Source organism: Escherichia albertii, from assembly GCF_028622335.1.
Classification (GTDB): domain Bacteria; phylum Pseudomonadota; class Gammaproteobacteria; order Enterobacterales; family Enterobacteriaceae; genus Escherichia; species Escherichia albertii.
The window spans coordinates 1,476,143-1,500,911 of record NZ_CP117568.1 but is presented as its reverse complement, the minus strand read 5'-3'; the positions used below and the strand labels follow the sequence as shown (position 1 = coordinate 1,500,911).

Sequence of the window (24,769 nt, the reverse complement as noted above, 5' to 3'; positions counted from 1 at the left end):
TCAGCTTAAAATACTCTCCGTAAAACCATAAAAGCCAGAGTTATATTTAACGTCAGAATTGTTTTTTCATCACATCACTTGTATGTAATTAATAATTTAATGAATTAAATAAGGATAAACATTTGCGTCATGATTGTTTATGATAAAAGGCTAATTGATTGTGATAACTGTAATCAATACATTATGTCCATGTAATGACAGAGTATTATCTTGAATATGTTCAGGATTGATATCAAATCGAAATGGATCGTCACGATAAAAAATATTGGTAGTTTTGATGAATTTCTGGATATTTAAAGGGGAGGCTCAAAATCGAAGGGGAAGAGGGTGAATCTAAAACTACAGTTAAAAGTTCTTTCATTTCTGCAATTCTTTTTGTGGGGAAGTTGGCTGAATACATTTGGTTCTTATATGTTTATTACGCTACGCTTCAAAGGGGAAGATATTGGCGCGGTTTACAGTACACTGGGTATTGCCGCATTAATAACATCAACATTATTCGGTATTGTGGCAGATAAATGGATAAGTGCTAAATGGATATATGCCGCCTGCCATTTCTTTGGTGCGGTAACATTATTTATCGCAGCATCGGTTACGACACCTTCAGCAATGTTCATTGTCATTTTACTTAACTCTCTCGTTTATATGCCAACGCTTGGCTTGAGTAATACGATTTCCTATTACCGTATACAAAATGCAGGAATGGATATTGTGACTGAGTTTCCACCAATACGCATCTGGGGAACGATCGGGTTTATTGTTGCTATGTGGGCTGTGAGCCTGGCGGGTTTTGAATTAAGTCATATGCAATTGTATATTGGAGCGGCGGCTTCATTAGGTTTAAGCCTGTTTACGTTGACATTACCAACTGTACCAGTGGCGAAATCTAACCAGGCGCAAGGAATGATAGATGTTCTCGGACTGCGTGCATTTACACTGTTTAAGAACAGCAAAATGGCGATTTTCTTTATTTTTGCCATGCTGCTTGGGGCAGAGTTACAGATTACCGGTATGTTTGGTAATACTTTTCTACACAGCTTCGAGAGTGTTCCAGAGTTCGCAAACAGTTTTGTCGTCACCCACGCTTCGATTCTTTTATCTATCTCCCAGATCTCTGAAGTGTGCTTCATTCTGGCCATCCCCTTTTTCCTGAAAAAGTATGGAATTAAAAATGTCATGCTGATGAGTATGGTTGCCTGGATGCTGCGCTTCGGATTATTTGCTTATGGTGATCCCTCATTCGGCGGCACAATTCTGTTAATACTCTCCATGGTTGTCTATGGCTGTGCTTTTGATTTTTTCAATATTTCAGGTTCGGTATTTGTCGAACAAGAGGTGGACCCATCGATTCGCAATAGCGCACAGGGTGTATTCCTGATGATGGCCAATGGTTTTGGTTGCATTCTTGGCGGTTTTATTAGTGGCAAAGTTGTCGATTATTTAACGACGGATGGTAATCCACACTGGTCAACCATTTGGCTGGTGTTTGCCGGATATTCGCTGGTTCTTGCCATTGCATTTATGGTGCTATTTAAATACAAACATAATGGCGCTCCGGCAACTTCCAGTCATTACGCCTGATATGGTCTTTATCAAAATTAATGATTCGCAAAAGAGGATGTTATGGCAAATCAATTATATAACCAATGTCGGGTTTATTGCGCGCCCTGGCGATTAGATGCTCTAAACTTAAATGATATTATCGATCAATGGATTGACGATGGTCTGTTGCCGCCTTTGATTCATACTTTTCTTCCCTATCGTGATGATGCCGGTGCCTCCAGTGAAGAAGATATTTTTGTTAATGATGTCGCGAATATGGACAACAGTGTTGGGGTTATCGGGTATTTTGATGGTGGAACCTATGATTCCGGTTGTGCATGGGAGGTGGGTTATGCCTGGGCTTTAGGGATGCCGGTGCATCTGATTACAACAGATTTTCTCTTATGGGCGGCGGGTAATTCTACAGAGTTTTATCCGATAAGTAAGTTGACAAATTACGTTGCAAACGTTGTTTCGGTGTCAGATTCTGATGTCAGTATTAGCAACTATCGTGAGCAAACGAACGATATCATCAAACGTGCGTTGCAAATATTTCAACAAAATTTAATCGCCGACTTCGGTACGGCGATTACTCCTGCCGAACCGGTTGCGTCATTGCCGATTGAATATGATTATTACCTTGATCCTAACTTTATGTATACCGAACCCTCCCGGGGTTTACTGGAGAAGATCAAAGATGCGATCAGCAGTCAGGTAAGACTTTCATCGTTGGCGACAACATGAATGATATTGCGACTGATATCGATAATTTAAGAAAGTCAAGGCAAGCTATTTTTTATTCAGATACCTTTGAGCCAAATGTTGATACCGGTATTATGAATGGCATTGCTTATGCATTAGGCCAGCAATCTATTATTTATTGTAGTAAACAACAAAAATATCAGTCTGTGCTGGCAACGGATTATTTGAATTTAATGATTACCTGGTCATCAACGGTAGCCCATTCATTTGCAGAACTTGAAGTATTGATTGGAAATACGAAACTGTAGTTTTTATTTTGTTTGATTATCAGGTAAGCGATTGCCTGATAATCAGTCTTTGTTTTTTTATTAATGTTTAAAATAAAATCGATACTATCGAGTCGCCAGGTTTATATATTCCTACAAATGGCGCTATGATCGATTTAAAAATTATATTGAATATCTCTGACAAATGTATTGGTAACTCACTTATTTTTCTCGCTATAAAAAGAAGTGACTCATATTTAACGAATAATGCTTATTACAAGGACTTGCCATGACCCAATCTCATTTTTCACAAAATCCGTGGTATTGCGCAGATATCATTCGTCGTCACAAACCAGACTTTACCCCACGCGTTGCGTTTATTCTGGGTTCGGGACTGGGAGCATTGGCTGAACAGATTGAAGATGCAGTGGCCATTTCTTATACCGAGTTGCCGGGGTTTCCGGTGAGCACCGTACACGGCCACGCAGGAGAGTTGGTCCTCGGCGTACTTTCTGGCGTGCCTGTTGCTTGCATGAAAGGTCGCGGTCATTTCTATGAGGGCCGGGGAATGACAGTTATGACCGATGCTATTCGCACATTTAAGTTGCTGGGCTGTGAACTGTTGTTCTGCACTAATGCTGCGGGTTCGCTTCGCCCGGAAGTGGGGGCAGGAAGCCTGGTTGCGTTGAAAGATCACATCAACACGATGCCGGGGACTCCAATGACGGGTCTTAATGATGACCGCTTTGGCGAACGTTTTTTCTCATTAGCGAACGCTTACGATGCTGATTATCGGGTTATGTTGCAGGCTGTTGCTCAGGAAGAAGGTTTTCCTCTGACTGAAGGCGTTTTTGTTTCTTATCCGGGGCCGAATTTCGAAACGGCGGCGGAAATTCGCATGATGCAGATGATTGGCGGTGATGTCGTGGGAATGTCTGTTGTGCCTGAAGTGATTACTGCTCGTCATTGTGAAATGAAAGTCGTTGCCGTGTCAGCCATAACCAATATGGCGGAAGGTTTAAGCGATGTGAAATTGTCACATGCACAAACATTGGCCGCAGCAGAATTATCCCGACAAAATTTTATTAATCTGATTTGCGGATTTTTACGCAAAATTGCCTGAAAACAATAAAAAATGGCCTCGTGGATGAGGCCAACTCACTGCGATAAGGAAAACGAAAATGAATATCGCAACACGTTTAAAAGTCATGTCCTTTTTACAATATTTTATCTGGGGGAGTTGGTTGGTTACCCTCGGATCTTACATGATAAATACCTTACATTTTACTGGTGCTGATGTAGGTATGGCATATAGCTCTAAAGGTATTGCCGCAATAATAATGCCAGCTATCATGGGCATTATTGCCGATAAATGGTTACGGGCTGAGCGTACCTATATGTTGTGCCACTTAATTTGTGCAGGAGTGCTGTTTTACGCCGCTTCTGTTACTGAACCGAATATGATGTTCTGGGTAATGTTACTTAACGCGATGGCGTTTATGCCAACGATTGCATTATCCAATAGCGTATCTTATTCGTGCCTGGCGCAGGCCGGATTAGATCCGGTAACCCGTTTTCCGCCCATTCGCGTGTATGGCACCGTAGGGTTTATTGTTGCTATGTGGCTGGTGAGTTTATTGCACCTGGAGTTGAGCAGTATACAACTGTATATCGCGTCTGGCGCATCTTTAGTATTAGCAGCCTATGCGCTAACACTCCCGAAAATTCCGGTGGCAGAACATAAGCCGAGTACTACACTTTCCAGTAAATTAGGACTGGATGCATTTGTGTTATTTAAAAACCCGCGTATGGCAATCTTCTTTTTATTTGCCATGTTATTAGGTGCGGTACTGCAAATTACTAATGTCTTTGGGAATCCGTTCCTGCATGATTTTGCCCGTAACCCTGAATTTGCTGATAGCTTTGTCGTGAAATACCCTTCCATTTTGCTCTCTGTTTCGCAAATGGCAGAAGTTGGCTTCATTCTTACCATTCCATTCTTCCTGAAACGTTTTGGTATAAAAACCGTCATGTTGATGAGTATGGTGGCGTGGACATTACGCTTTGGCTTCTTTGCCTTTGGCGATCCATCTCCTGGCGGCTTCGTTTTATTGCTGCTGTCGATGATTGTTTATGGCTGCGCGTTCGACTTCTTTAATATCTCCGGTTCAGTATTTGTCGAGCAGGAAGTGGATTCCAGTATTCGCGCCAGCGCTCAGGGCTTATTTATGACGATGGTCAATGGCGTTGGGGCGTGGGTTGGCTCTCTTCTCAGTGGCATGGCGGTTGACTATTTCACGATTGATGGTGTGAAAGACTGGCATACTATCTGGCTGGTATTTGCCACGTATGCGTTAGCCCTGGCGGTGATCTTTGCTCTGTTTTTCCGTTATAAGCATGAACCTGAAAAAATAGCACAAAAATCATTAGCTCGCTGATGTAAACGGGGTTGACCCCGATTGCAATGTGCTAGATTTGGAGTCTTACCTTACTATGGAGCGCAATAATTATGGAAAGTACACATCGTATTGATCTCAAGTTATTGCGCTATTTTCTGGCGGTTGCAGAAGAACTTCACTTTGGGCGGGCTGCTGCGCGATTGAATATGTCACAACCGCCATTAAGCATTCATATTAAAGATCTGGAACAGCAACTTGGCACCCTGCTGTTTGTTCGTCATTCGCGCAGTGTGGCGCTTACTCATGCGGGTAAAATTCTACTGGAAGAATCGCGCCGCTTGCTGGCTAATGCCAGTCAGGCGCTGGCACGAGTAGAGCAGATAGGTCGCGGCGAAGCAGGGCGTATTGAGTTGGGCGTGGTGGGAACAGCCATGTGGGGACGAATGCGCCCGGCAATGCGACGTTTTTTGAAAGAGAGCCCTAATGTTCATGTTTCATTTCGTGAAAAATCGCCCGGTATGCAAATGGCGTTACTGGAGCGTCGGGAACTGGATGCGGGTATCTGGCGGATGGCGATTGAACCAACCGCGGGATTTACCAGTTTACGATTACATGAATCCTCATTTTTGGTAGCAATACCGGAAGACCATCATCTGGCGACAAGATTAACGATACCGTTGGCTGTGTTACGCAATGAATATTTTGTGACACTGCCATCGGTCCATTCTGACTGGGCATTCTTACAGCGCGTTTGCCAGCAGGCGGGGTTTTCACCAATGATTGTTAGGGAAGCGGTAGAGCCGCAAACTGTGCTGGCGATGATCAGTATGGGATTGGGGGTCACGCTGATGGCGGACAGCTATGCCCAGATGAGTTGGCCGGGAGTGACCTTTCGCCCACTGGAGGAACGTATTCCTGCCGACTTGTATATTGTTTATGAGCAACAACAGGCGACGCCAGCGCTGGAGAGGTTGGTTAAGGCGTTAACGGAATAAACGTGGTAAATCAGGCATAGCAAAAAAGCGCCTTTAGGGCACTTTTTTACATTGGTGGGCGTGCAGGATGACTCGCTTCGCTCGCCCTTCGGGCCGTCGCCGCAAGCGGCTCCGTTGTTTCGCTTTGCTCAACCCGAACCTGCTGCAGGTTCGAATCTTTAGATATTGCGCATAGCAAAAAAGCGCCTTTAGGGTGCTTTTTTGCATTGGTGGGTCGTGCAGGATTCGAACCTGCGACCAATTGATTAAAAGTCAACTGCTCTACCAACTGAGCTAACGACCCGAAGTGGTGGGTGATGACGGGATCGAACCGCCGACCCTCTCCTTGTAAGGGAGATGCTCTCCCAGCTGAGCTAATCACCCACTTCTTGGTTTATTGTTACACTGCGGGAACTACATTGAGTAGTTGGTGGGTGATGACGGGATCGAACCGCCGACCCCCTCCTTGTAAGGGAGGTGCTCTCCCAGCTGAGCTAATCACCCCCGCTGTGTGGAGCCGCATTATAGGGCGAGTTGGAAATGAGTCAACGCATTTTCCATAGAAATTGTTTGTTCGTCGTAAATTTAAGCAAGATATGCGTGAAACAGGCCGTATTGCGCAATTTTTCAACGAAAACAATAATGCGTAAGGTAGAAACCCGAACTGCATTGAGGAATCAGGCGGGAGTGATAGAATATCGCCCACTCAATTTTTCCAGGATTTGCCGGTTGTCGGCATCTTTCTAAACGTAAGGCCATTTCATGAAAATCAAAACTCGCTTCGCGCCAAGCCCAACAGGCTATCTGCACGTTGGCGGCGCGCGTACTGCTCTTTACTCCTGGCTTTTTGCACGTAATCACGGCGGTGAGTTCGTGCTGCGTATTGAAGACACCGATCTTGAGCGTTCCACGCCGGAAGCTATCGAAGCCATTATGGATGGCATGAACTGGCTGAGTCTGGAGTGGGATGAAGGCCCGTACTTCCAGACCAAGCGTTTTGAGCGCTATAACGCGGTTATTGATCAGATGCTGGAAGAGGGCACCGCCTATAAATGCTATTGCTCCAAAGAGCGTCTGGAAGCGCTGCGTGAAGAGCAAATGGCGAAAGGCGAGAAGCCGCGTTACGACGGTCGTTGCCGCCATAGCCACGAACATCACGCTGATGATGAGCCGTGCGTGGTGCGCTTTGCTAACCCGCAGGAAGGTTCCGTTGTTTTTGACGATCAGATCCGTGGGCCGATCGAGTTCAGCAACCAGGAACTGGATGATCTGATCATCCGCCGTACAGATGGTTCTCCAACCTACAACTTCTGTGTCGTTGTTGATGACTGGGATATGGAAATCACCCACGTGATTCGCGGTGAAGATCATATCAACAATACGCCGCGTCAGATCAACATTCTGAAAGCGCTGAAGGCGCCAGTACCGGTTTACGCGCACGTTTCGATGATCAATGGCGATGACGGTAAAAAACTGTCCAAACGCCATGGTGCGGTTAGCGTAATGCAGTATCGCGATGATGGTTATCTGCCTGAAGCACTGTTGAACTATCTGGTGCGTCTGGGGTGGTCCCACGGCGATCAGGAAATCTTCACTCGTGAAGAAATGATCAAATACTTCACTCTGAATGCCGTCAGCAAATCGGCCAGTGCGTTCAACACCGACAAACTGCTGTGGTTGAACCATCACTACATTAATGCGCTGCCGCCGGAGTATGTCGCTACTCATTTACAGTGGCATATCGAGCAGGAAAAAATTGATACCCGCAACGGCCCGCAACTGGCGGAGCTGGTGAAATTGCTGGGCGAGCGTTGTAAGACCCTGAAAGAAATGGCTCAGAGTTGCCGCTATTTCTATGAAGATTTTGCTGAGTTTGACGCTGATGCGGCGAAAAAACACCTGCGCCCGGTAGCACGTCAGCCGCTGGAAGTGGTTCGTGACAAACTGGCTGCAATCTCTGACTGGACTGCTGAGAATGTCCATCACGCCATTCAGGCAACGGCGGATGAGCTGGAAGTCGGAATGGGTAAAGTCGGTATGCCGCTGCGTGTTGCAGTGACTGGCGCGGGTCAGTCTCCGGCGCTGGATGTTACCGTTCACGCAATTGGCAAAACACGCAGCATTGAGCGTATCAATAAAGCGCTGGCGTTTATTGCTGAACGTGAAAATCAGCAGTAATTAACGTATAAAAAATAAACGGCAGGAGATAATATCCTGCCGTTTATTTATACAGATTCGTCAATGTCGAGACGGGAAAGGAAATTACGAATTCCTTCGCGTGATAAAAATTGTGCGACTTTTTCCTGCTCAACATGAGTCATATTATCTATTGCACTGATAATTTGCCGATAAGCCGGTGTACGTATACCTGGCGCGTATTCAGCAAGAGGTTCTTCGGCTTCAAGAAGCATTGGCGTATTATGGAACGCAGGTGTGTTCTGAATAAACGCGCAAACCTGCGTGTCGATTAGAATAAGTCTGGCGCGACCTCCTTTCACACCGGGGAATTTTTCTGTCTTCCAGCCTTTTTCTCTGATCCAACGGTTAACTGTTTGTTTAGCCACACCGAGACATTCCGCCAGTTCTTCGGTGGTCATTTTATTACGTAATCTTTTCATATTATTTGTTGTCGCGAATCCCTAAGCGTTGTAATAACCCGATAATCCCTTCCCGCAGAAGCAAGGATGTGAACTGTTTTTGTTCAGCTGGCGTCATCTCTTTCGCCAGAGTCACCAGCAGCACTTCAAGCGGCGCATCGCCAGACAGGGCAGGGGACTCTCCCTGACCTTCCGGGCGTTCTGCGTTACGAATATATTCACGAACCTGTTCATTGATGTGAACCAGTCGGGCTTTTCCCCCCTGAACGCCTGGTTTTGGCGATGTCGCCCAGCCTTCTTTGCGTACCCATTTATTGATGGTCTGGCGGCTATAACCGGTCAGCTTTGCAAGTTCTTCTGGCGTCATCCTCTCCTTGAACATAACAATTCCCTGAATGGTTGTGGGTCTATTAGGTGTTCATTTTATAGCATCAATTTACATGAAACCGTGACATGAATAACTACTGAATGCGAGGCGTAATCCAAAAATGTTCATTTGCCTGATTTTTCAGCGATTGAAACTGTGCGCTGCAATTTGCCGTTGACACATCAGGACGGAATTCATATGATGCCGCCCGTCAACTCGACAAGCTTTACGTGATGGGGCTATAGCTCAGCTGGGAGAGCGCTTGCATGGCATGCAAGAGGTCAGCGGTTCGATCCCGCTTAGCTCCACCAAATTCTGCACTCGATGAATTTGATACGTAAACAACTCGTGGGGCTATAGCTCAGCTGGGAGAGCGCTTGCATGGCATGCAAGAGGTCAGCGGTTCGATCCCGCTTAGCTCCACCAAATTTCAAACCCTCGCTGCAAAGCGGGGGTTTTGTCTTTTTGGGCCGCTATTGCAATACAGCCTGTGCCCGGATAAAAAGCCACATCGTATGAAAAACCAGCAACAGACCGGCCTCTGTTTGCTTCGCGACGCGAATAAACTTATTATTTGTGTGCCTGAAAACCCCGATCAGTGAGAGTAGTGTACTCATGTTTGTGGAGCATAACCTGATAAAAAATATCAAGATATTCACACTGGCGTTTACGCTCACCGTGGTACTTATTCAGCTATCCCGTTTTATTTCGCCACTTGCTGTTATCCATTCCAACTACATTTTCCTGGCGTGGATGCCACTGTGCGTAATGCTGTCAATATTGTTTATATTTGGCTGGCGCGGCGCTGTTCCCGTTTTATGCGGGATGTTTTGCATCAATCTGTGGAATTTTAATCTCACGTTATTGCAGAGCGCCGTTATGCTTGGGAGCCAGACGTTCGTTATGCTGTGTGCCTGCGCAATATTACGTTGGCAGCTTGGGTCGCGTTGGCGTTATGGATTAATCACCCGAAATGTCTGGAAACGTCTCTTCTGGCTTGGTTTAGTGACGCCAATTGGCATCAAATGCAGCATGTATCTTGTGGGCCGTTTCTTTGATTTTCCACTCAAGATATCGACCTTTTTCGGTGATGCAGATGCCATTTTTACCGTTGTGGATTTGCTGAGTCTTTTCACTGCGGTATTGATTTACAACATGCTCTTTTACTATCTCACCCGCATGATTGTGAATCCCCACTTCGCGCAGATATTGTGGCGCAGAGATATCGCTCCCTCGCTAAATAAAGAGAAACGCGCGTTTACCTTAAGCTGGCTGGCAACACTTACCGTGCTGTTGCTGCTGATGTGTACGCCTTATGAAAATGACTTTATTGCCGGTTATCTGGTTCCCGTTTTCTTTATTATCTTCACTCTTGGTGTCGGCAAACTTCGTTATCCGTTTTTAAATCTCACCTGGGCGGTTTCGACGCTTTGTCTTCTGAATTACAACCAGAACTTTTTACAAGGGGTGGAAACAGAATATTCGCTGGCGTTTATTCTTGCGGTATTGATTTCCTTTAGCGTTTGCCTGCTCTATATGATGCGCATTTATTGTCGTAGCGAGTGGCTTAACCGTCGTTGGCATTTACAGGCACTGACCGATCCATTAACGCTATTGCCTAACTTTCGTGCGCTGGAGCAATCGCAGGAGCAAGAAGCTGGAAAGAGTTTTTGCTGTTTGCGGATTGATAATCTTGAGTTTATGAGCCGCCATTACGGATTAATGATGCGCGTTCATTGTATTCGCTCTATTTATCGCACACTGCTGCCATTGATGCAGGAAAATGAAAAGTTGTATCAGTTGCCGGGGAGTGAATTGCTGCTGGTATTGACCGGGCCGGAAACGGAAGGCCGTTTGCAGCATATGGTCAACGTTCTCAATAGTCGGCAGATCCACTGGAATAATACCGGGCTGGATATGGGCTATGGCGCGGCGTGGGGGCGTTTTGATGGCAATCAGGAAACGCTGCAGCCTCTGTTGGGGCAGTTGAGCTGGCTGGCGGAACAATCCTGCGTTCATCATCATGTACTGGCGCTGGATAACCAGGAAGAAGTCGTTTCAGGGCAGACAACACAACAGGTATTGCTGCTGAATACTATCCGTAAAGCGTTGGATCAGGGGGATTTACTGCTCTACGCTCAGCCAATCCGTAACAAAGATGGGCAGGGCTATGATGAGATCCTCGCTCGTCTGAAATACGAGGACGGTATTATGACGCCGGATAAATTCCTGCCGCTTATTGCTCAGTTTAACCTCAGCGCGCGTTTCGATTTGCAGGTGCTGGAATCCCTGTTGAAGTGGCTGGCGACTCACCCTTGCCACAAAAAAGGCCCGCGCTTTTCAGTCAATTTAATGCCGCTCACGCTGCTGCAAAAGAATATCGCCTGGCGGATTATTCGCCTGTTTAAGCGTTATCACATCTCCCCGGAGACTGTCATTCTTGAGATCACCGAGGAGCAGGCGTTTTCTAACGCAGAGAGCAGTATGTACAATATTGAACAACTGCATAAGTTTGGCTTCCGTATTGCGATTGATGATTTTGGTACTGGCTACGCCAATTATGAGCGCTTAAAGCGTTTGCGGGCTGATATCATCAAAATTGATGGTGTCTTTGTAAAAGATATCGTTACTAATACGCTGGATGCGATGATTGTGAGGTCGATTACCGATCTGGCGAAAGCGAAGTCGTTAAGCGTAGTGGCGGAGTTTGTTGAGACGCCACAGCAGCAGGCGCTATTACATAAACTTGGGGTACAGTATCTGCAAGGGTATTTAGTTGGTCGTCCGCAGCCATTAGTGGACTAGCGGGTATAAAAAAGCCGGGGGAATTCCCCCCGGCATTTGAGATTGATGACAAACAGAAAATTGCCTGATGCGCTGCGCTTATCAGGCCTACATGGAACACAATCTATTGAATTTGCGTTATTTTGTGGCTGGATAAGGCGTTTACACCGCATCCGGCATAAACAAAGCGCACTTTGTCAACAAACTGAAGCCGGGGAATCTCCCCGGCTTTTTTGTGCACAGAAAACCCCCAGCTAGGCTGGGGGTTCTGGAAAGCTTTCAGCTTTGAGCCAGTTATTAAAACCCCTTTTGATTTGTTAAAACACCTTGCGGTCTGGCAACTGCAAGTGTCAAACAAGAAATCAAAAGGGGGTCCCAATGGGGAACGAAAAGAGCTTAGCGCACACCCGATGGAACTGTAAATATCACATAGTTTTTGCGCCAAAATACCGAAGACAGGTGTTCTACAGAGAGAAGCGTAGAGCAATAGGCAGTATTTTGAGAAAGCTGTGTGAGTGGAAAAGCGTACGGATTCTGGAAGCTGAATGCTGTGCAGATCATATCCATATGCTTGTGGAGATCCCGCCCAAAATGAGCGTATCCGGCTTTATGGGATATCTGAAAGGGAAAAGCAGTCTGATGCTTTACGAGCAGTTTGGGGATTTGAAATTCAAATACAGGAACAGGGAGTTCTGGTGCAGAGGGTACTACGTCGATACGGTGGGTAAGAACACGGCGAAGATACAGGATTACATAAAGCACCAGCTTGAAGAGGATAAAATGGGAGAGCAGTTATCGATTCCCTATCCGGGCAGCCCGTTTACGGGCCGTAAGTAAGGAAGTTGGATGCAAATGTCAGATCGTGTGCGCCTGTTAGGGCGCGGCTGGTAAGAGAGCCTTACAGGCGCATTTGAAAAACCTCCGGCTATGCCGGAGGATATTTATTAATGCATTGCGATTACAGTACCAGTGCTGCGATTGATGCAGAAAGCACACTCACCAGAGTAGAGCCGTAAACCAGTTTCAGACCGAAGCGAGAAACGACGTTACCTTGCTCTTCGTTCAGGCCTTTAATCGCACCAGCGATGATACCAATGGAAGAGAAGTTGGCGAACGATACCAGGAATACAGAGATGATGCCTTCAGCGCGCGGAGAGAGCGTAGAAGCAATTTTTTGCAGATCCATCATCGCTACGAATTCGTTGGAAACCAGTTTGGTCGCCATGATACTGCCCACCTGAAGCGCTTCGCTGGCCGGTACACCCATTACCCATGCAATCGGATAGAAGATGTAGCCCAGAATGCCCTGGAAGGAAATACCCAGAACGGTAGCAAACAGAGCGTTCAGTGCTGCGATCAGGGCGATAAAGCCGATCAGCATTGCGGCAACGATAATTGCCACTTTGAAGCCCGCCAGAATGTATTCACCCAACATTTCGAAGAAGCTCTGTCCTTCGTGCAGGTTAGACATCTGAATGTTTTCTTCGCTGGCATCAACGCGGTATGGGTTGATGATAGAGAGGACGATAAAGGTGCTGAACATGTTCAGAACCAGCGCAGCAACAACGTACTTCGGCTCCAGCATGGTCATGTACGCGCCGACGATAGACATCGACACGGTAGACATCGCCGTGGCCGCCATGGTGTACATGCGGTTGCGGGACATTTTGCCGAGGATATCTTTATAGGCGATAAAGTTCTCGGACTGACCCAGAATCAAGGAGCTGACTGCGTTAAAGGATTCCAGTTTGCCCATGCCATTGACTTTGGAGAGCAGGAAACCGATCGCGCGAATAATCACCGGCAACACGCGAATGTGCTGGAGAATACCGATCAGTGCAGAGATAAAGACGATAGGGCATAGCACTTTCAGGAAGAAGAACGCCAGGCCTTGATCGTTCATGCTACCAAAGACGAAGTTAGTCCCTTCGTTGGCAAACCCGAGCAGTTTTTCGAACATTTCGGAGAAGCCTTTCACGAAGCCCAGACCAACGTCAGAGTTCAGGAAGAACCACGCCAGTAATACTTCGATAACAAGCAGTTGAATAATATAACGGATACGAATTTTTTTGCGGTCGCTGCTTGCCAGCAATGCGAGAATCGCAACAACGGCTAGTGCCAGTACAAAATGAAGGACGCGGTCCATATTTGCTCCAAATATGAGGCAGGTTAAGTTTCCGTGCACATTCTATGCAACATGATTCAGGAAAACGAGATCTGACACACACTATAATGATGTCCTGTGACAAGCTTCAAAAATAGTGAGCTGTCATACATTTCTGCTATGTTGTGTATGGAAGCGGGAAGTTATGTAAATGTGCTAACATTAAACAAAAACACAACATTCAAGTTATCAGCCTTTTCGTAGTCATAATCCTGGTCTATCAGAGAAATCATCACAACCTATTTAAATGAATTTGATAATCATTCTCATTTGACATAGCATGAAACATAGCAAAGGCTATGTTTTAGAGGAACAAGATGACGAACTATCGCGTTGAGAGTAGCAGCGGACGGGCGGCGCGCAAGATGAGGCTCGCATTAATGGGACCTGCGTTCATTGCGGCGATTGGCTATATCGATCCCGGTAATTTTGCGACGAATATTCAGGCGGGCGCCAGCTTCGGCTATCAGTTACTGTGGGTTGTCGTATGGGCAAACCTGATGGCGATGCTGATTCAAATTCTTTCAGCCAAACTTGGGATTGCCACCGGTAAAAATCTGGCGGAGCAAATTCGCGATCACTATCCGCGTCCCGTAGTGTGGTTCTATTGGGTTCAGGCAGAAATTATTGCGATGGCTACCGACCTGGCTGAATTCATCGGTGCGGCGATCGGTTTTAAACTCATTCTGGGAGTTTCGCTGTTGCAGGGCGCAGTGTTGACGGGGATCGCCACTTTCCTGATTTTAATGCTGCAACGCCGTGGGCAAAAACCGTTGGAGAAAGTGATTGGCGGGTTACTGCTGTTTGTTGCAGCGGCTTACATTGTTGAGTTGATTTTCTCTCAGCCGAACCTGGCGCAGTTAGGTAAAGGTATGGCGATCCCGAGTTTACCTACCTCGGAAGCGGTCTTCCTCGCCGCAGGTGTGTTGGGGGCGACCATTATGCCACACGTGATTTATCTGCACTCTTCTTTAACGCAGCATCTGCATGGTGGTTCGCGCCAGCAACGTTATTCGGCTACCAAATGGGACGTGGCGATTGCCATGACGATAGCCGGTTTCGTCAACCTGGCGATGATGGCAACGGCTGCCGCTGCATTCCACTTTTCTGGTCATACTGGCGTTGCCGATCTTGATGAGGCTTATCTGACATTGCAACCTCTGTTAAGTCATGCGGCAGCAACGGTCTTTGGGTTAAGCCTGGTGGCTGCCGGACTTTCCTCAACGGTTGTGGGGACGTTAGCAGGGCAAGTCGTCATGCAGGGCTTTATACGCTTCCATATTCCACTGTGGGTACGTCGTACCGTCACCATGCTGCCATCATTTATTGTCATTCTGATGGGGCTTGATCCAACACAGATTCTGGTGATGAGTCAGGTACTGTTAAGTTTTGGTATTGCTCTGGCGCTGGTGCCGCTGCTGATTTTCACCAGTGATAGTAAATTAATGGGCGACCTGGTAAACAGTAAGCGCGTAAAACAGATTGGCTGGGTTATTGTAGTGCTGGTTGTTGCGCTGAATATCTGGTTGTTAGTGGGGACGGCCCTGGGGTTGTAGTTGAACTGGCGTCGCATCTGGCACTGCCGGCGGATGCGGCGTAAACGCCTTATCCGCCCTACGCGTTTAATGGAACGGGTTTAATGCCGATGACCATGTCCGCGGCCTTTTCCGCGATGATCATCACGGTCGTTCCAGCCTTCACGGTAGCCACGCTCATACGCTTTACGCTTGTCCCAGCCACGGTGATAGCCATTATCATGACGCCACCAGCGGTTTTTACGCCATTCATAATTGCGGTGCCAATAATCACGATCGCGCCAGTGGCCGCCATCCCAGTAATTGCCATAATTATCGCGATCGCCAATTTGTAATTTAATTGATGGTAGTAAAGTAATTTCACCTGCATTTGCAGCAAGCGGGATAAATGCCATCAGGGCGGCCGCCAGAATCAGTGACCTGAACATGTTATTCTCCTTCACGATCGAGCCGTAAGCGGCCTGTTAACGCAATATTACGGGGAGGTAAAGCCCTGTATCATCGGCATAACTCCGAAATCATGAGTGAGAGCATTTTTTGCTAAAGATTGTTGGCGCTGTGTTTATTGTTTCGTACGGCTTGCGATCATCATTGGTTTTCCTGCCAACAGCAGCCACGCGGGCAGCATCACAATACACAGTAACGGCAGCAGCGTAGTGTCAGGTACGACAACCGCTGCCATAAATAAACTTAACCAGCCATCGCGGGTGACGACCAAAACAATACCGAGAATAGCGCAGGATACTGTAATCGCCGCCGGGACAGTCGGAACGTGAGCATGCAGCATCAATCCTAACGCCACGCCAACGAACACCGCCGGAAAAATTCGCCCACCGCGAAAACCACTGGCGGCGGCAACGACCAGCGCGGCAAGCTTAATCACCGCCAGTAAAAAGAAATCACTGGTGCTAAAAGCTTGATTCATTGTCATCTGCTGCATCTCATCCAGGCCTTTGAACAGCGAAACAGGCCCACCAATAACGCCCAGGATACCCAGCAAAAAACCGCCAAGCCCCAGCATGAGCACAGGATTTTTCAGGCGATGCATCATCGTGTGTAATCTTGGCAGGCACCAGACAGCAATCATCCCCGCCGCAATGGCGATGGCCGCGACAATTGCGCCGCTGAGAATGTCTGTTATCTGCATCTGCCCATAATGAGCGATGGGTAATGAAAAATGGGGATGGAAAAACAGCCCGGTTGTCAGGGCGCCAGCCGCTGCCGCCATTAACGGCGCAAAGAGACGATCCCACAGCGGAACCTCATTGTTACCGTTTAATGTTTGCGAAAATATCAACGCTGCCGCAACAGGGGTGCCAAACAGCGCGCCGATAGTGCCTGCAGAAGCTAGAATGGTCCACTCCATAGTGTTCACTCGGGGCATCAGCCGAACGCCAATGGCAACAGCGAGGGCAATATTGACCGTCATAATCGGGTGTTCTGGTCCCAGACTGACGCCGCCGGCAAGCCCGAGAATTAATGCTACGATCAATCCAGGCAGCGCGGAAGGAGGGACCAGCGTCCCAATAAGCGGTTCACAGGCAGGATCTGGCCCGGCATGCCCCTGGCTAAAACGGATAACCAACCCCACCGCGCCACCTGTCAGCGTTAATATTCCGATGATCAACAGCGGTGAATCCAGGGGTATTCCCAGACTATCCGGTAATCGTTGCCAGAGCAGATTCTGCAAAACTGAGGCGATTTTCATCACCGCAATCAGAATAAGACTGGACGCAATCCCAACCGCCACGGCGGGAAGCGACAATAACAACATGGTTCTGGCTCGCGGATGGAGCATGTTTTATTCCTTATGCGGGGTCAGATATTTAGTTTGCCCAGCTTGTACAAAGGCATCGCTGCAATTGGTGCTGAAACGATAAAGTAAATGTGTGACCCAGATCGATATTTACAGGGAGCCTGCCTTTCCGGCGTTGTTGTTATGCCCCCGGATATTTACAGTGTGAGAAATGATTATTTTGACTTTAGCGGAGCAGTAGAAGAATGACAAAGTATGCATTAGTCGGTGATGTGGGCGGCACCAACGCACGTCTTGCTCTGTGTGATATTGCCAGTGGTGAAATCTCGCAGGCTAAAACCTATTCAGGACTCGACTATCCCAGTCTGGAAGCGGTTATTCGCGTTTATCTTGCAGAACATAAGGTCGAGGTGAAAGACGGTTGTATCGCCATTGCTTGCCCAATTACCGGGGATTGGGTTGCGATGACCAACCATACCTGGGCGTTTTCGATTGCTGAAATGAAAAAGAGCCTTGGTTTTAGCCATCTGGAAATCATCAACGATTTTACAGCCGTTTCGATGGCGATCCCGATGCTGAAAAAAGAGCATCTGATCCAGTTTGGTGGTCAGGAACCGGTCGAAGGCAAACCTATCGCAGTCTACGGTGCCGGAACAGGGTTAGGAGTAGCGCATCTGGTACATGTCGATAAACGCTGGATTAGTTTACCGGGCGAAGGCGGTCACGTTGATTTTGCGCCAAACAGTGAAGAAGAGACCATTATTCTCAACGTTCTTCGTGAGGAAATTGGTCATGTCTCCGCTGAACGCGTGCTGTCCGGGCCTGGGCTGGTGAACCTGTATCGCGCTATTGTGAAAGCCGACAACCGCCTGCCGGAAAATCTCAAACCCAAAGATATTACCGAGCGTGCGTTGGCAGATAGTTGCACTGATTGCCGTCGGGCATTATCGCTGTTTTGTGTGATTATGGGGCGTTTTGGCGGCAACCTGGCGTTAAATCTCGGCACATTTGGCGGCGTTTATATTGCGGGGGGGATCGTGCCGCGTTTTCTTGAGTTTTTCAAAGCTTCCGGTTTCCGTGCCGCTTTTGAAGATAAAGGCCGCTTTAAAGAATATATCCATGATATTCCGGTATATCTCATTGTTCATGACAATCCTGGTCTTCTTGGTTCAGGAGCGCATTTACGCCAGACACTGGGCCACATTCTTTAATCCTTCCTGATATGTCGGGAGATAATTCCTCCCGATATCCATTCAAATCAATCGATTAATTCAATTTTTCTTTGTGTCTCATCACAAGGCCGACCTGCGTCACACTTCCGAGTAACGGGATTAATTATCCAGTAAATGCATTATTTGTCTGGTAACGGCGATTTGTTTTGCACGTTCATAATTTCATTCGTCAACTATAACCAGACGAGGAATTGATGATGAGTAAGAAACTGATTGCCTTATGTGCCTGTCCGATGGGCCTGGCTCACACCTTTATGGCTGCCCAGGCGCTGGAAGAAGCAGCGGTGGAAGCGGGTTATGAAGTGAAAATTGAAACCCAGGGCGCGGACGGTATCCAGAACCGCCTGACGGCGCAGGATATCGCCGAAGCGACCATTATCATTCACTCCGTGGCCGTCACACCGGAAGATAACGAACGTTTCGAATCTCGGGATGTTTACGAAATCACTTTACAGGACGCAATTAAAAACGCGGCAGGCATCATCAAAGAAATCGAAGAGATGATTGCTGCTGAACAACAGTAATTTTCGACAGGGATAACGTTATGGCCATTAAAAAACGCAGTGCAACCGTTGTGCCTGGCACATCCGGTGCGGCAGCGGCAATTAAGAATCCGCAGGCCTCTAAAAGCAGCTTCTGGGGCGAACTTCCGCAGCATGTAATGTCCGGGATTTCGCGCATGGTACCGACCTTAATCATGGGCGGTGTGATCCTCGCATTCAGTCAGTTGATTGCTTATACCTGGCTGAAAATTCCCGCTGATATCGGCATTATGGATGCGCTTAATAGCGGAAAATTCACCGGTTTTAACCTCTCTTTACTGAAATTTGCCTGGCTGTCACAATCTTTTGGCGGCGTGTTGTTTGGCTTTGCTATTCCGATGTTTGCTGCTTTTGTGGCTAACTCAATCGGCGGCAAGCTGGCGTTTCCGGCTGGATTTATTGGTGGGTTGATGTCCACTCAACCTACGCAACTGCTGAATTTTGATGCCAGCACCATGCAATGGGTCACCAGTGCTCCTATTCCATCAACCTTCATCGGTGCGCTGATTATCTCCATTGTTGCGGGTTACCTCGTGAAATGGATGAACCAGAAAATTCAGTTGCCGGATTTCCTGCTGGCGTTCAAAACCACATTTTTGCTGCCGATCCTTTCCGCTATTTTTGTCATGCTGGCAATGTATTACGTCATTACGCCGTTTGGCGGCTGGATCAATGGGGGTATCCGTACCATCCTGACTGCTGCTGGTGAGAAGGGCGCGCTGATGTACGCAATGGGGATCGCTGCGGCGACCGCAATTGACCTCGGTGGGCCGATTAACAAAGCGGCTGGATTCGTTGCCTTCAGCTTTACCACTGACCATGTTTTACCCGTTACAGCGCGCTCTATTGCCATTGTTATTCCGCCAATTGGTCTGGGACTGGCGACCATTATCGACCGCCGTTTAACGGGTAAACGCCTGTTCAATGCTCAGCTTTATCCGCAGGGGAAAACGGCAATGTTCCTCGCCTTTATGGGGATCAGTGAAGGTGCCATTCCGTTTGCGCTGGAAAGCCCCATCACCGCCATTCCGTCCTATATGGTTGGCGCGATAGTCGGTTCTACCGCCGCTGTCTGGCTGGGCGCAGTGCAATGGTTCCCGGAATCCGCTATCTGGGCATGGCCGCTGGTAAGCAATCTTGGCGTCTACATGGCAGGGATCGCGTTGGGGGCAATCATTACCGCATTGATGGTGGTGTTCTTGCGTCTGATGATGTTCCGCAAAGGCAAATTGTTACTCGATAGCCTGTAAGAAGGATAATCCTGATGACATTACTCGCCTCGCTGCGCGACTGGCTTACAGAGCAACAACTGGATGCGATGGTTCTCTCCTCACGGCAGAACAAGCAGCCGCATCTGGGGATCTCCACCGGATCAGGCTATGTGGTGATTAGCCATGAAAGTGCGCACATTCTGCTGGATTCGCGCTATTACGCGGATGTGGAAGCCCGTACACAAGGCTACCAGCTGCATTTGCTTGACGCGACGAACACGTTGGCAACCATCGCCAGGCAAATCATTGCCGATGAGCAACTGCAAACGCTCGGTTTTGAGGGCCAGCAGGTGAGCTGGGAAACCGTGCACCGCTGGCAGTCTGAACTTAATTCAACGCTGGTAAGCGCCACGCCGGATGTGTTGCGGCAAATCAAAACGCCTGCGGAGGTGGAGAAAATCCGCCTTGCCTGTGGAATTGCCGATCGCGGTGCAGAGCATATTCGCCGTTTTATTCAGGCGGGGATGAGCGAATGCGAGATTGCTGCTGAACTGGAGTGGTTTATGCGCCAGCAGGGGGCAGAAAAAGCTTCTTTTGACACCATTGTCGCCAGTGGCTGGCGCGGAGCGCTACCGCACGGTAAAGCCAGCGACAAGATTGTTGCCGCGGGCGAGTTTGTCACTCTCGATTTCGGTGCGCTGTATCAGGGCTACTGCTCTGATATGACGCGCACCTTCCTGGTGAATGGCGAAGGGGTGAGCGCCGAATCTCATCCACTGTTTGGCGTGTACCAGATTGTTCTGCAAGCACAACTGGCGGCCATCTCTGCGATTCGCCCCGGTGTGCGCTGCCAGCAGGTTGACGACGCCGCGCGCCGGGTGATTACCGAGGCAGGTTTTAGCGACTATTTCGGTCACAACACTGGTCATGCCATTGGCATTGAAGTCCATGAAGAGCCGCGTTTTTCACCGCGAGACACCACGACGCTACAGCCAGGCATGCTACTGACCGTGGAGCCGGGGATTTATCTGCCAGGGCTGGGGGGCGTGCGTATTGAAGATGTCGTACTGGTTATCCCGCAAGGCGCCGAAGTGCTGTATGCCACGCCGAAAACAGTGTTGCTCACGGGAGATGAATAATGGATTTATCGCTATTAAAAGCGTTGAGCGAGGCAGATGCGATCGCCTCCTCGGAACAGGAAGTGCGGCAGATCCTGCTGGAAGAAGCGGATCGCCTGCAAAAAGAGGTCCGTTTTGATGGTCTGGGATCGGTACTGATCCGCCTGAATGAATCGACAGGTCCGAAGGTGATGATCTGTGCGCATATGGATGAAGTGGGATTTATGGTGCGTAGCATCTCCCGCGAAGGGGCGATCGATGTGCTGCCGGTTGGCAACGTACGCATGGCTGCCCGCCAGCTTCAGCCTGTGCGGATCACCACCCGTGAAGAGTGCAAAATTCCAGGTCTGCTTGACGGCGAGCGGCAGGGGAATGATGTTAGCGCCATGCGCGTGGACATTGGCGCGCGCTCGTATGACGAAGTGATGCAGGCGGGAATTCGTCCAGGCGATCGTGTTACGTTTGATACGACTTTTCAGGTTCTCCCTCACCAGCGGGTAATGGGGAAAGCTTTTGATGACCGCCTCGGTTGTTATCTGCTGGTGATGTTATTGCGTGAATTGCATGAAGCTGAACTGCCTGCGGAAGTCTGGCTGGTAGGCAGCTCCAGCGAAGAGGTTGGGCTACGTGGTGGGCAAACCGCCACCCGGGCGGTGTCGCCGGACGTCGCCATTGTGCTGGATACCGCTTGCTGGGCGAAAAACTTTGATTATGGCGCGGCTAACCATCGCCAGATTGGTAATGGCCCGATGCTGGTGTTAAGCGATAAATCGCTGATTGCGCCACCCAAACTCACTGCGTGGATTGAAACCGTGGCGGCAGAAACTGGCGTGGCGTTACAGGTGGATATGTTCAGCAATGGTGGCACGGACGGTGGGGCGGTGCACTTAACCGGTACTGGCGTTCCCACAGTGGTGATGGGGCCTGCTACCCGCCACGGACATTGCGCCGCGTCGATTGCCGATTGCCGCGACATTTTGCAAATACAGCAGCTTTTATCTGCCCTCATTCAACGTCTTACGCGTGAGACAGTTGTTCAACTGACGGACTTCAGATGATCTCCTGATTAACCCGGAGCGGTTATGTTAACGATTCAATTTCTCTGCCCTTTGCCTAACGGTCTTCATGCCCGTCCGGCGTGGGAGCTTAAAGAGCAGTGTAGCCAGTGGCAAAGCGAAGTGACCTTCATAAACCACCGCCAGAATACGAAAGCCGATGCGAAAAGCTCGCTGGCATTGATTGGCACTGGCACCTTATTTAATGACAGTTGCAGCCTGAATATTAGCGGCAGCGATGAAGAGCAGGCACGACGCGTACTGGAAGAGTACATCCAGGCGCGTTTTATCGACAGTGACAGCATACAACCGACGCAGGCAGAACTGGCGACGCACCCGCTGCCGCGTTCATTAAGCCGCCTGAATCCCGATTTGCTTTACGGCAATATGCTGGCAAGCGGCGTCGGCGTGGGTACGCTGACCCTGTTACAGAGCGACAGCCTCGATAGTTATCGTGCGATTCCAGCGAGTGCACAAGATATCACCCGGCTGGAACACAGCCTGGCAACGCTTGCTGAGCAACTGAACCAACAACTGCGCGAGCGTGACGGCGAAAGCAAAACTATTTTGAGCGCCCATTTATCGCTGATTCAGGATGATGAATTTGCGGGGAATATCCGTCGCCTGATGGCGGAACAACATCAGGGGCTGGGCGTGGCGATTATCAATAATATGGAGCAGATTTGCGCCAAGCTTTCTGCCTCCGCCAGTGACTACTTGCGCGAGCGGGTCAGCGATATTCGCGATATCAGTGAGCAGTTGTTGCATATTACCTGGCCGGAGCTAAAACCGCGCAACAATCTGGTACTTGAAAAACCCACCATTCTGGTGACCGAAGATTTAACCCCAAGCCAGTTCCTGAGCCTCGAACTGAAGAATCTTGCGGGCATGATTCTGGAGAAAACCGGGCGTACCTCGCATACCCTGATTCTGGCCCGCGCCTCGGCGATCCCGGTTTTGAGTGGCCTGCCGCTGGATGCGATTGCCCGATATGCCGGGCAACCGGCGGTACTCGACGCCCAGTGCGGCGTACTGGCGATTAACCCCAATGACGCCGTGAGCGGTTATTATCAGGTTGCGCAGACGCTGGCGGACAAACGTCAGCAGCAACAGGCGCAGGCCGCCGCGCAACTGGCCTATTCTCGTGATAATAAGCGGATTGATATTGCGGCGAATATTGGCACCGCTCTGGAAGCCCCAGGTGCGTTTGCCAACGGCGCGGAAGGCGTCGGGCTATTCCGTACCGAAATGTTGTATATGGATCGCGACAGCGCGCCGGACGAGCAGGAGCAATTTGAAGCCTACCAGCAGGTGTTATTGGCGGCGGGCGACAAACCGATTATCTTCCGCACGATGGACATCGGTGGCGATAAAAGCATTCCTTATCTGAATATTCCTCAGGAAGAGAATCCGTTCCTTGGTTACCGCGCGGTACGAATCTACCCGGAATTTACTGGCCTGTTTCGTACTCAGCTACGGGCGATTTTGCGCGCTGCCAGTTTTGGCAATGCTCAGTTGATGATCCCGATGGTTCACAGTCTCGATCAGATCTTATGGGTGAAGGATGAGATCCAAAAAACGATCGTTGAACTTAAGCGCGATGGCCTGCGTCATGCAGAGACGATCCCGCTCGGGATTATGGTTGAAGTCCCATCGGTGTGTTACATCATCGACCACTTCTGCGATGAGGTTGATTTCTTCAGTATTGGTTCCAACGATATGACGCAATATCTGTATGCAGTCGATCGTAATAACCCGCGCGTCTCATCGCTGTATAACCCGATTACGCCATCGTTCCTGCGTATGTTGCAGCAAATCGTTACTACTGCGCATCAGCGAGGAAAATGGGTAGGTATTTGCGGGGAACTCGGCGGCGAAAGCCGCTATCTGCCGTTACTACTTGGGCTGGGGCTTGATGAGCTGAGTATGAGTAGTCCACGCATTCCGGCAGTGAAAAGCCAGCTTCGCCAACTCGACAGTGAAGCGTGCCGGGAACTGGCTCGTCAGGCGTGCGAATGCCGTAGTGCGCAGGAGATTGAAGCATTACTTACCGCGTTTACGCCGGAAGAGGACGTTCGCCCATTGTTAGCGCTGGAGAATATCTTCGTTGATCAGGCCTTTCGCAATAAAGAACAGGCGATTCAGTTCCTCTGCGGCAATCTGGGCGTTAACGGGCGTACTGAGCATCCATTTGAACTGGAAGAAGATGTCTGGCAGCGGGAAGAGATTGTTACCACCGGCGTCGGTTTTGGCGTGGCGATCCCGCATACCAAATCCCAGTGGATCCGCCATTCCAGTATCAGTATTGCCCGGCTGGTAAAACCAATCGACTGGCAGTCAGAGATGGGCGATGTGGAACTGGTGATCATGCTAACGCTGGGCGCTAACGAAGGGATGAACCATGTGAAAGTCTTCTCGCAACTGGCGCGCAAACTGGTGAATAAAAACTTTCGCCAGTCACTGTTTGCCGCGCAAGATGCGCAAAGCATCCTGACGTTACTGGAAGCAGAATTAACCTTCTGAGA

22 protein-coding genes, 5 tRNA genes and 1 other RNA gene are annotated in these 24,769 nt (G+C 48.9%); 19 read left to right on the top strand and 9 right to left on the bottom strand.

From position 1 onward, the window contains the following. Window positions 1–327 precede the first annotated feature (327 nt). From PS053_RS07350 to PS053_RS07325, 6 genes are all read left to right on the top strand, one after another. Window positions 328–1,581, top strand: a complete 1,254-nt coding sequence (locus tag PS053_RS07350) for a nucleoside permease (RefSeq protein WP_001049809.1) — start codon at window positions 328–330, stop codon at window positions 1,579–1,581. Window positions 1,582–1,623: 42 nt separating this feature from the next. Further along, window positions 1,624–2,286, top strand: coding sequence for a nucleoside 2-deoxyribosyltransferase (locus PS053_RS07345; RefSeq protein ID WP_273774850.1), 663 nt, complete (start codon window positions 1,624–1,626; stop codon window positions 2,284–2,286). Continuing rightward, window positions 2,283–2,552, top strand: coding sequence for a hypothetical protein (locus tag PS053_RS07340; RefSeq protein WP_273774849.1), 270 nt, complete (start codon window positions 2,283–2,285; stop codon window positions 2,550–2,552). Before PS053_RS07345 ends, PS053_RS07340 begins: the two co-directional genes overlap by 4 nt. Window positions 2,553–2,799: 247 nt before the next feature. After that, the gene (xapA, locus tag PS053_RS07335; protein WP_000194404.1) at window positions 2,800–3,633 is read left to right on the top strand and encodes a xanthosine phosphorylase; all 834 of its coding nucleotides are present in this window, start codon (window positions 2,800–2,802) and stop codon (window positions 3,631–3,633) included. Window positions 3,634–3,691: 58 nt separating this feature from the next. Next, complete coding sequence (locus tag PS053_RS07330) at window positions 3,692–4,948, top strand: nucleoside permease (protein ID WP_059228336.1); 1,257 nt, start codon at window positions 3,692–3,694, stop codon at window positions 4,946–4,948. A 71-nt stretch (window positions 4,949–5,019) separates the two neighbouring features. Continuing rightward, window positions 5,020–5,904, top strand: coding sequence for a LysR family transcriptional regulator (locus PS053_RS07325; protein ID WP_000446234.1), 885 nt, complete (start codon window positions 5,020–5,022; stop codon window positions 5,902–5,904). A 51-nt stretch (window positions 5,905–5,955) separates the two neighbouring features. Here PS053_RS07325 and PS053_RS07320 read toward each other — a convergent pair. The 4 genes from PS053_RS07320 to PS053_RS07305 all read right to left on the bottom strand — a co-directional run bounded on the left by PS053_RS07320 (window position 5,956) and on the right by PS053_RS07305 (window position 6,387). Then, window positions 5,956–6,087: non-coding RNA, RtT sRNA (locus tag PS053_RS07320), on the bottom strand. A 24-nt stretch (window positions 6,088–6,111) separates the two neighbouring features. Then, window positions 6,112–6,187, bottom strand: a tRNA-Lys gene (locus PS053_RS07315). Between the two features lie 4 nt (window positions 6,188–6,191). Beyond that, window positions 6,192–6,267 (bottom strand) — tRNA-Val (locus tag PS053_RS07310). Between the two features lie 44 nt (window positions 6,268–6,311). Further along, window positions 6,312–6,387, bottom strand: a tRNA-Val gene (locus PS053_RS07305). 258 nt (window positions 6,388–6,645) lie between these two features. On the opposite strand from PS053_RS07305, the gene gltX reads away from it, so the two are divergent. Further along, window positions 6,646–8,061 carry a glutamate--tRNA ligase gene (gene gltX, locus PS053_RS07300; RefSeq protein WP_256879234.1) on the top strand — a complete coding sequence of 472 codons (1,416 nt, stop codon included), beginning with the start codon at window positions 6,646–6,648 and terminating at the stop codon, window positions 8,059–8,061. A gap of 47 nt (window positions 8,062–8,108) precedes the next feature. On the opposite strand, the gene PS053_RS07295 is transcribed toward gltX, so the two are convergent. Together PS053_RS07295 and PS053_RS07290 are read right to left on the bottom strand one after the other, a co-directional pair. After that, window positions 8,109–8,501: a MerR family transcriptional regulator gene (locus PS053_RS07295; RefSeq protein ID WP_000826487.1), complete on the bottom strand. Its 393-nt coding sequence runs from the start codon at window positions 8,499–8,501 to the stop codon at window positions 8,109–8,111. Between the two features lies 1 nt (window position 8,502). Continuing rightward, window positions 8,503–8,862 carry a YfeC-like transcriptional regulator gene (locus PS053_RS07290; RefSeq protein WP_000472030.1) on the bottom strand — a complete coding sequence of 120 codons (360 nt, stop codon included), beginning with the start codon at window positions 8,860–8,862 and terminating at the stop codon, window positions 8,503–8,505. Window positions 8,863–9,082: 220 nt separating this feature from the next. Between PS053_RS07290 and PS053_RS07285 the strand changes: the two genes are divergently transcribed. The 4 genes from PS053_RS07285 (at window position 9,083) to tnpA (ending at window position 12,468) form a co-directional block, all read left to right on the top strand. Next, a tRNA-Ala gene (locus PS053_RS07285) sits at window positions 9,083–9,158 on the top strand. Between the two features lie 39 nt (window positions 9,159–9,197). Beyond that, window positions 9,198–9,273, top strand: a tRNA-Ala gene (locus tag PS053_RS07280). 189 nt (window positions 9,274–9,462) lie between these two features. After that, window positions 9,463–11,652, top strand: a complete 2,190-nt coding sequence (locus PS053_RS07275; protein WP_256879235.1) for a bifunctional diguanylate cyclase/phosphodiesterase — start codon at window positions 9,463–9,465, stop codon at window positions 11,650–11,652. A gap of 357 nt (window positions 11,653–12,009) precedes the next feature. Next, window positions 12,010–12,468 (top strand): IS200/IS605-like element IS200C family transposase, encoded by a 459-nt coding sequence (gene tnpA / locus PS053_RS07270; RefSeq protein WP_000526135.1) that lies wholly within the window; start codon window positions 12,010–12,012, stop codon window positions 12,466–12,468. Between the two features lie 121 nt (window positions 12,469–12,589). Here tnpA and nupC read toward each other — a convergent pair whose 3' ends face one another. Next, complete coding sequence (gene nupC / locus PS053_RS07265; RefSeq protein WP_002461638.1) at window positions 12,590–13,777, bottom strand: nucleoside permease NupC; 1,188 nt, start codon at window positions 13,775–13,777, stop codon at window positions 12,590–12,592. A gap of 298 nt (window positions 13,778–14,075) precedes the next feature. Between nupC and PS053_RS23145 the strand changes: the two genes are divergently transcribed. Together PS053_RS23145 and PS053_RS07260 are read left to right on the top strand one after the other, a co-directional pair. Continuing rightward, window positions 14,076–14,132 carry a hypothetical protein gene (locus PS053_RS23145; protein ID WP_418921615.1) on the top strand — a complete coding sequence of 19 codons (57 nt, stop codon included), beginning with the start codon at window positions 14,076–14,078 and terminating at the stop codon, window positions 14,130–14,132. After that, complete coding sequence (locus PS053_RS07260; RefSeq protein ID WP_000186362.1) at window positions 14,113–15,351, top strand: Nramp family divalent metal transporter; 1,239 nt, start codon at window positions 14,113–14,115, stop codon at window positions 15,349–15,351. Before PS053_RS23145 ends, PS053_RS07260 begins: the two co-directional genes overlap by 20 nt. A gap of 80 nt (window positions 15,352–15,431) precedes the next feature. Here PS053_RS07260 and ypeC read toward each other — a convergent pair whose 3' ends face one another. Further along, window positions 15,432–15,758 (bottom strand): DUF2502 domain-containing protein YpeC, encoded by a 327-nt coding sequence (gene ypeC / locus PS053_RS07255; protein WP_000490097.1) that lies wholly within the window; start codon window positions 15,756–15,758, stop codon window positions 15,432–15,434. Between the two features lie 134 nt (window positions 15,759–15,892). Next, window positions 15,893–17,128, bottom strand: coding sequence for an ion channel protein (locus PS053_RS07250; protein WP_000903166.1), 1,236 nt, complete (start codon window positions 17,126–17,128; stop codon window positions 15,893–15,895). 203 nt (window positions 17,129–17,331) lie between these two features. On the opposite strand from PS053_RS07250, the gene glk reads away from it, so the two are divergent. The 6 genes from glk (at window position 17,332) to ptsP (ending at window position 24,767) form a co-directional block, all read left to right on the top strand. Next, window positions 17,332–18,297 carry a glucokinase gene (gene glk / locus PS053_RS07245; RefSeq protein ID WP_059225735.1) on the top strand — a complete coding sequence of 322 codons (966 nt, stop codon included), beginning with the start codon at window positions 17,332–17,334 and terminating at the stop codon, window positions 18,295–18,297. A 218-nt stretch (window positions 18,298–18,515) separates the two neighbouring features. Next, entirely contained in the window at window positions 18,516–18,842 is a 327-nt protein-coding gene (locus tag PS053_RS07240) for a PTS fructose transporter subunit IIB (RefSeq protein ID WP_000038455.1), read from the top strand. A 20-nt stretch (window positions 18,843–18,862) separates the two neighbouring features. Then, window positions 18,863–20,110, top strand: a complete 1,248-nt coding sequence (locus tag PS053_RS07235; protein ID WP_025238626.1) for a PTS fructose transporter subunit IIC — start codon at window positions 18,863–18,865, stop codon at window positions 20,108–20,110. 14 nt (window positions 20,111–20,124) lie between these two features. Continuing rightward, window positions 20,125–21,210 carry an aminopeptidase gene (gene ypdF, locus PS053_RS07230; protein ID WP_256878990.1) on the top strand — a complete coding sequence of 362 codons (1,086 nt, stop codon included), beginning with the start codon at window positions 20,125–20,127 and terminating at the stop codon, window positions 21,208–21,210. Then, on the top strand, window positions 21,210–22,247 hold the full coding sequence (ypdE, locus tag PS053_RS07225) for an aminopeptidase (protein ID WP_025238628.1): 1,038 nt from the start codon (window positions 21,210–21,212) through the stop codon (window positions 22,245–22,247). Before ypdF ends, ypdE begins: the two co-directional genes overlap by 1 nt. A 24-nt stretch (window positions 22,248–22,271) precedes the next feature. Beyond that, the gene (gene ptsP, locus PS053_RS07220; protein ID WP_204629233.1) at window positions 22,272–24,767 is read left to right on the top strand and encodes a phosphoenolpyruvate--protein phosphotransferase; all 2,496 of its coding nucleotides are present in this window, start codon (window positions 22,272–22,274) and stop codon (window positions 24,765–24,767) included. Window positions 24,768–24,769: the final 2 nt, after the last annotated feature.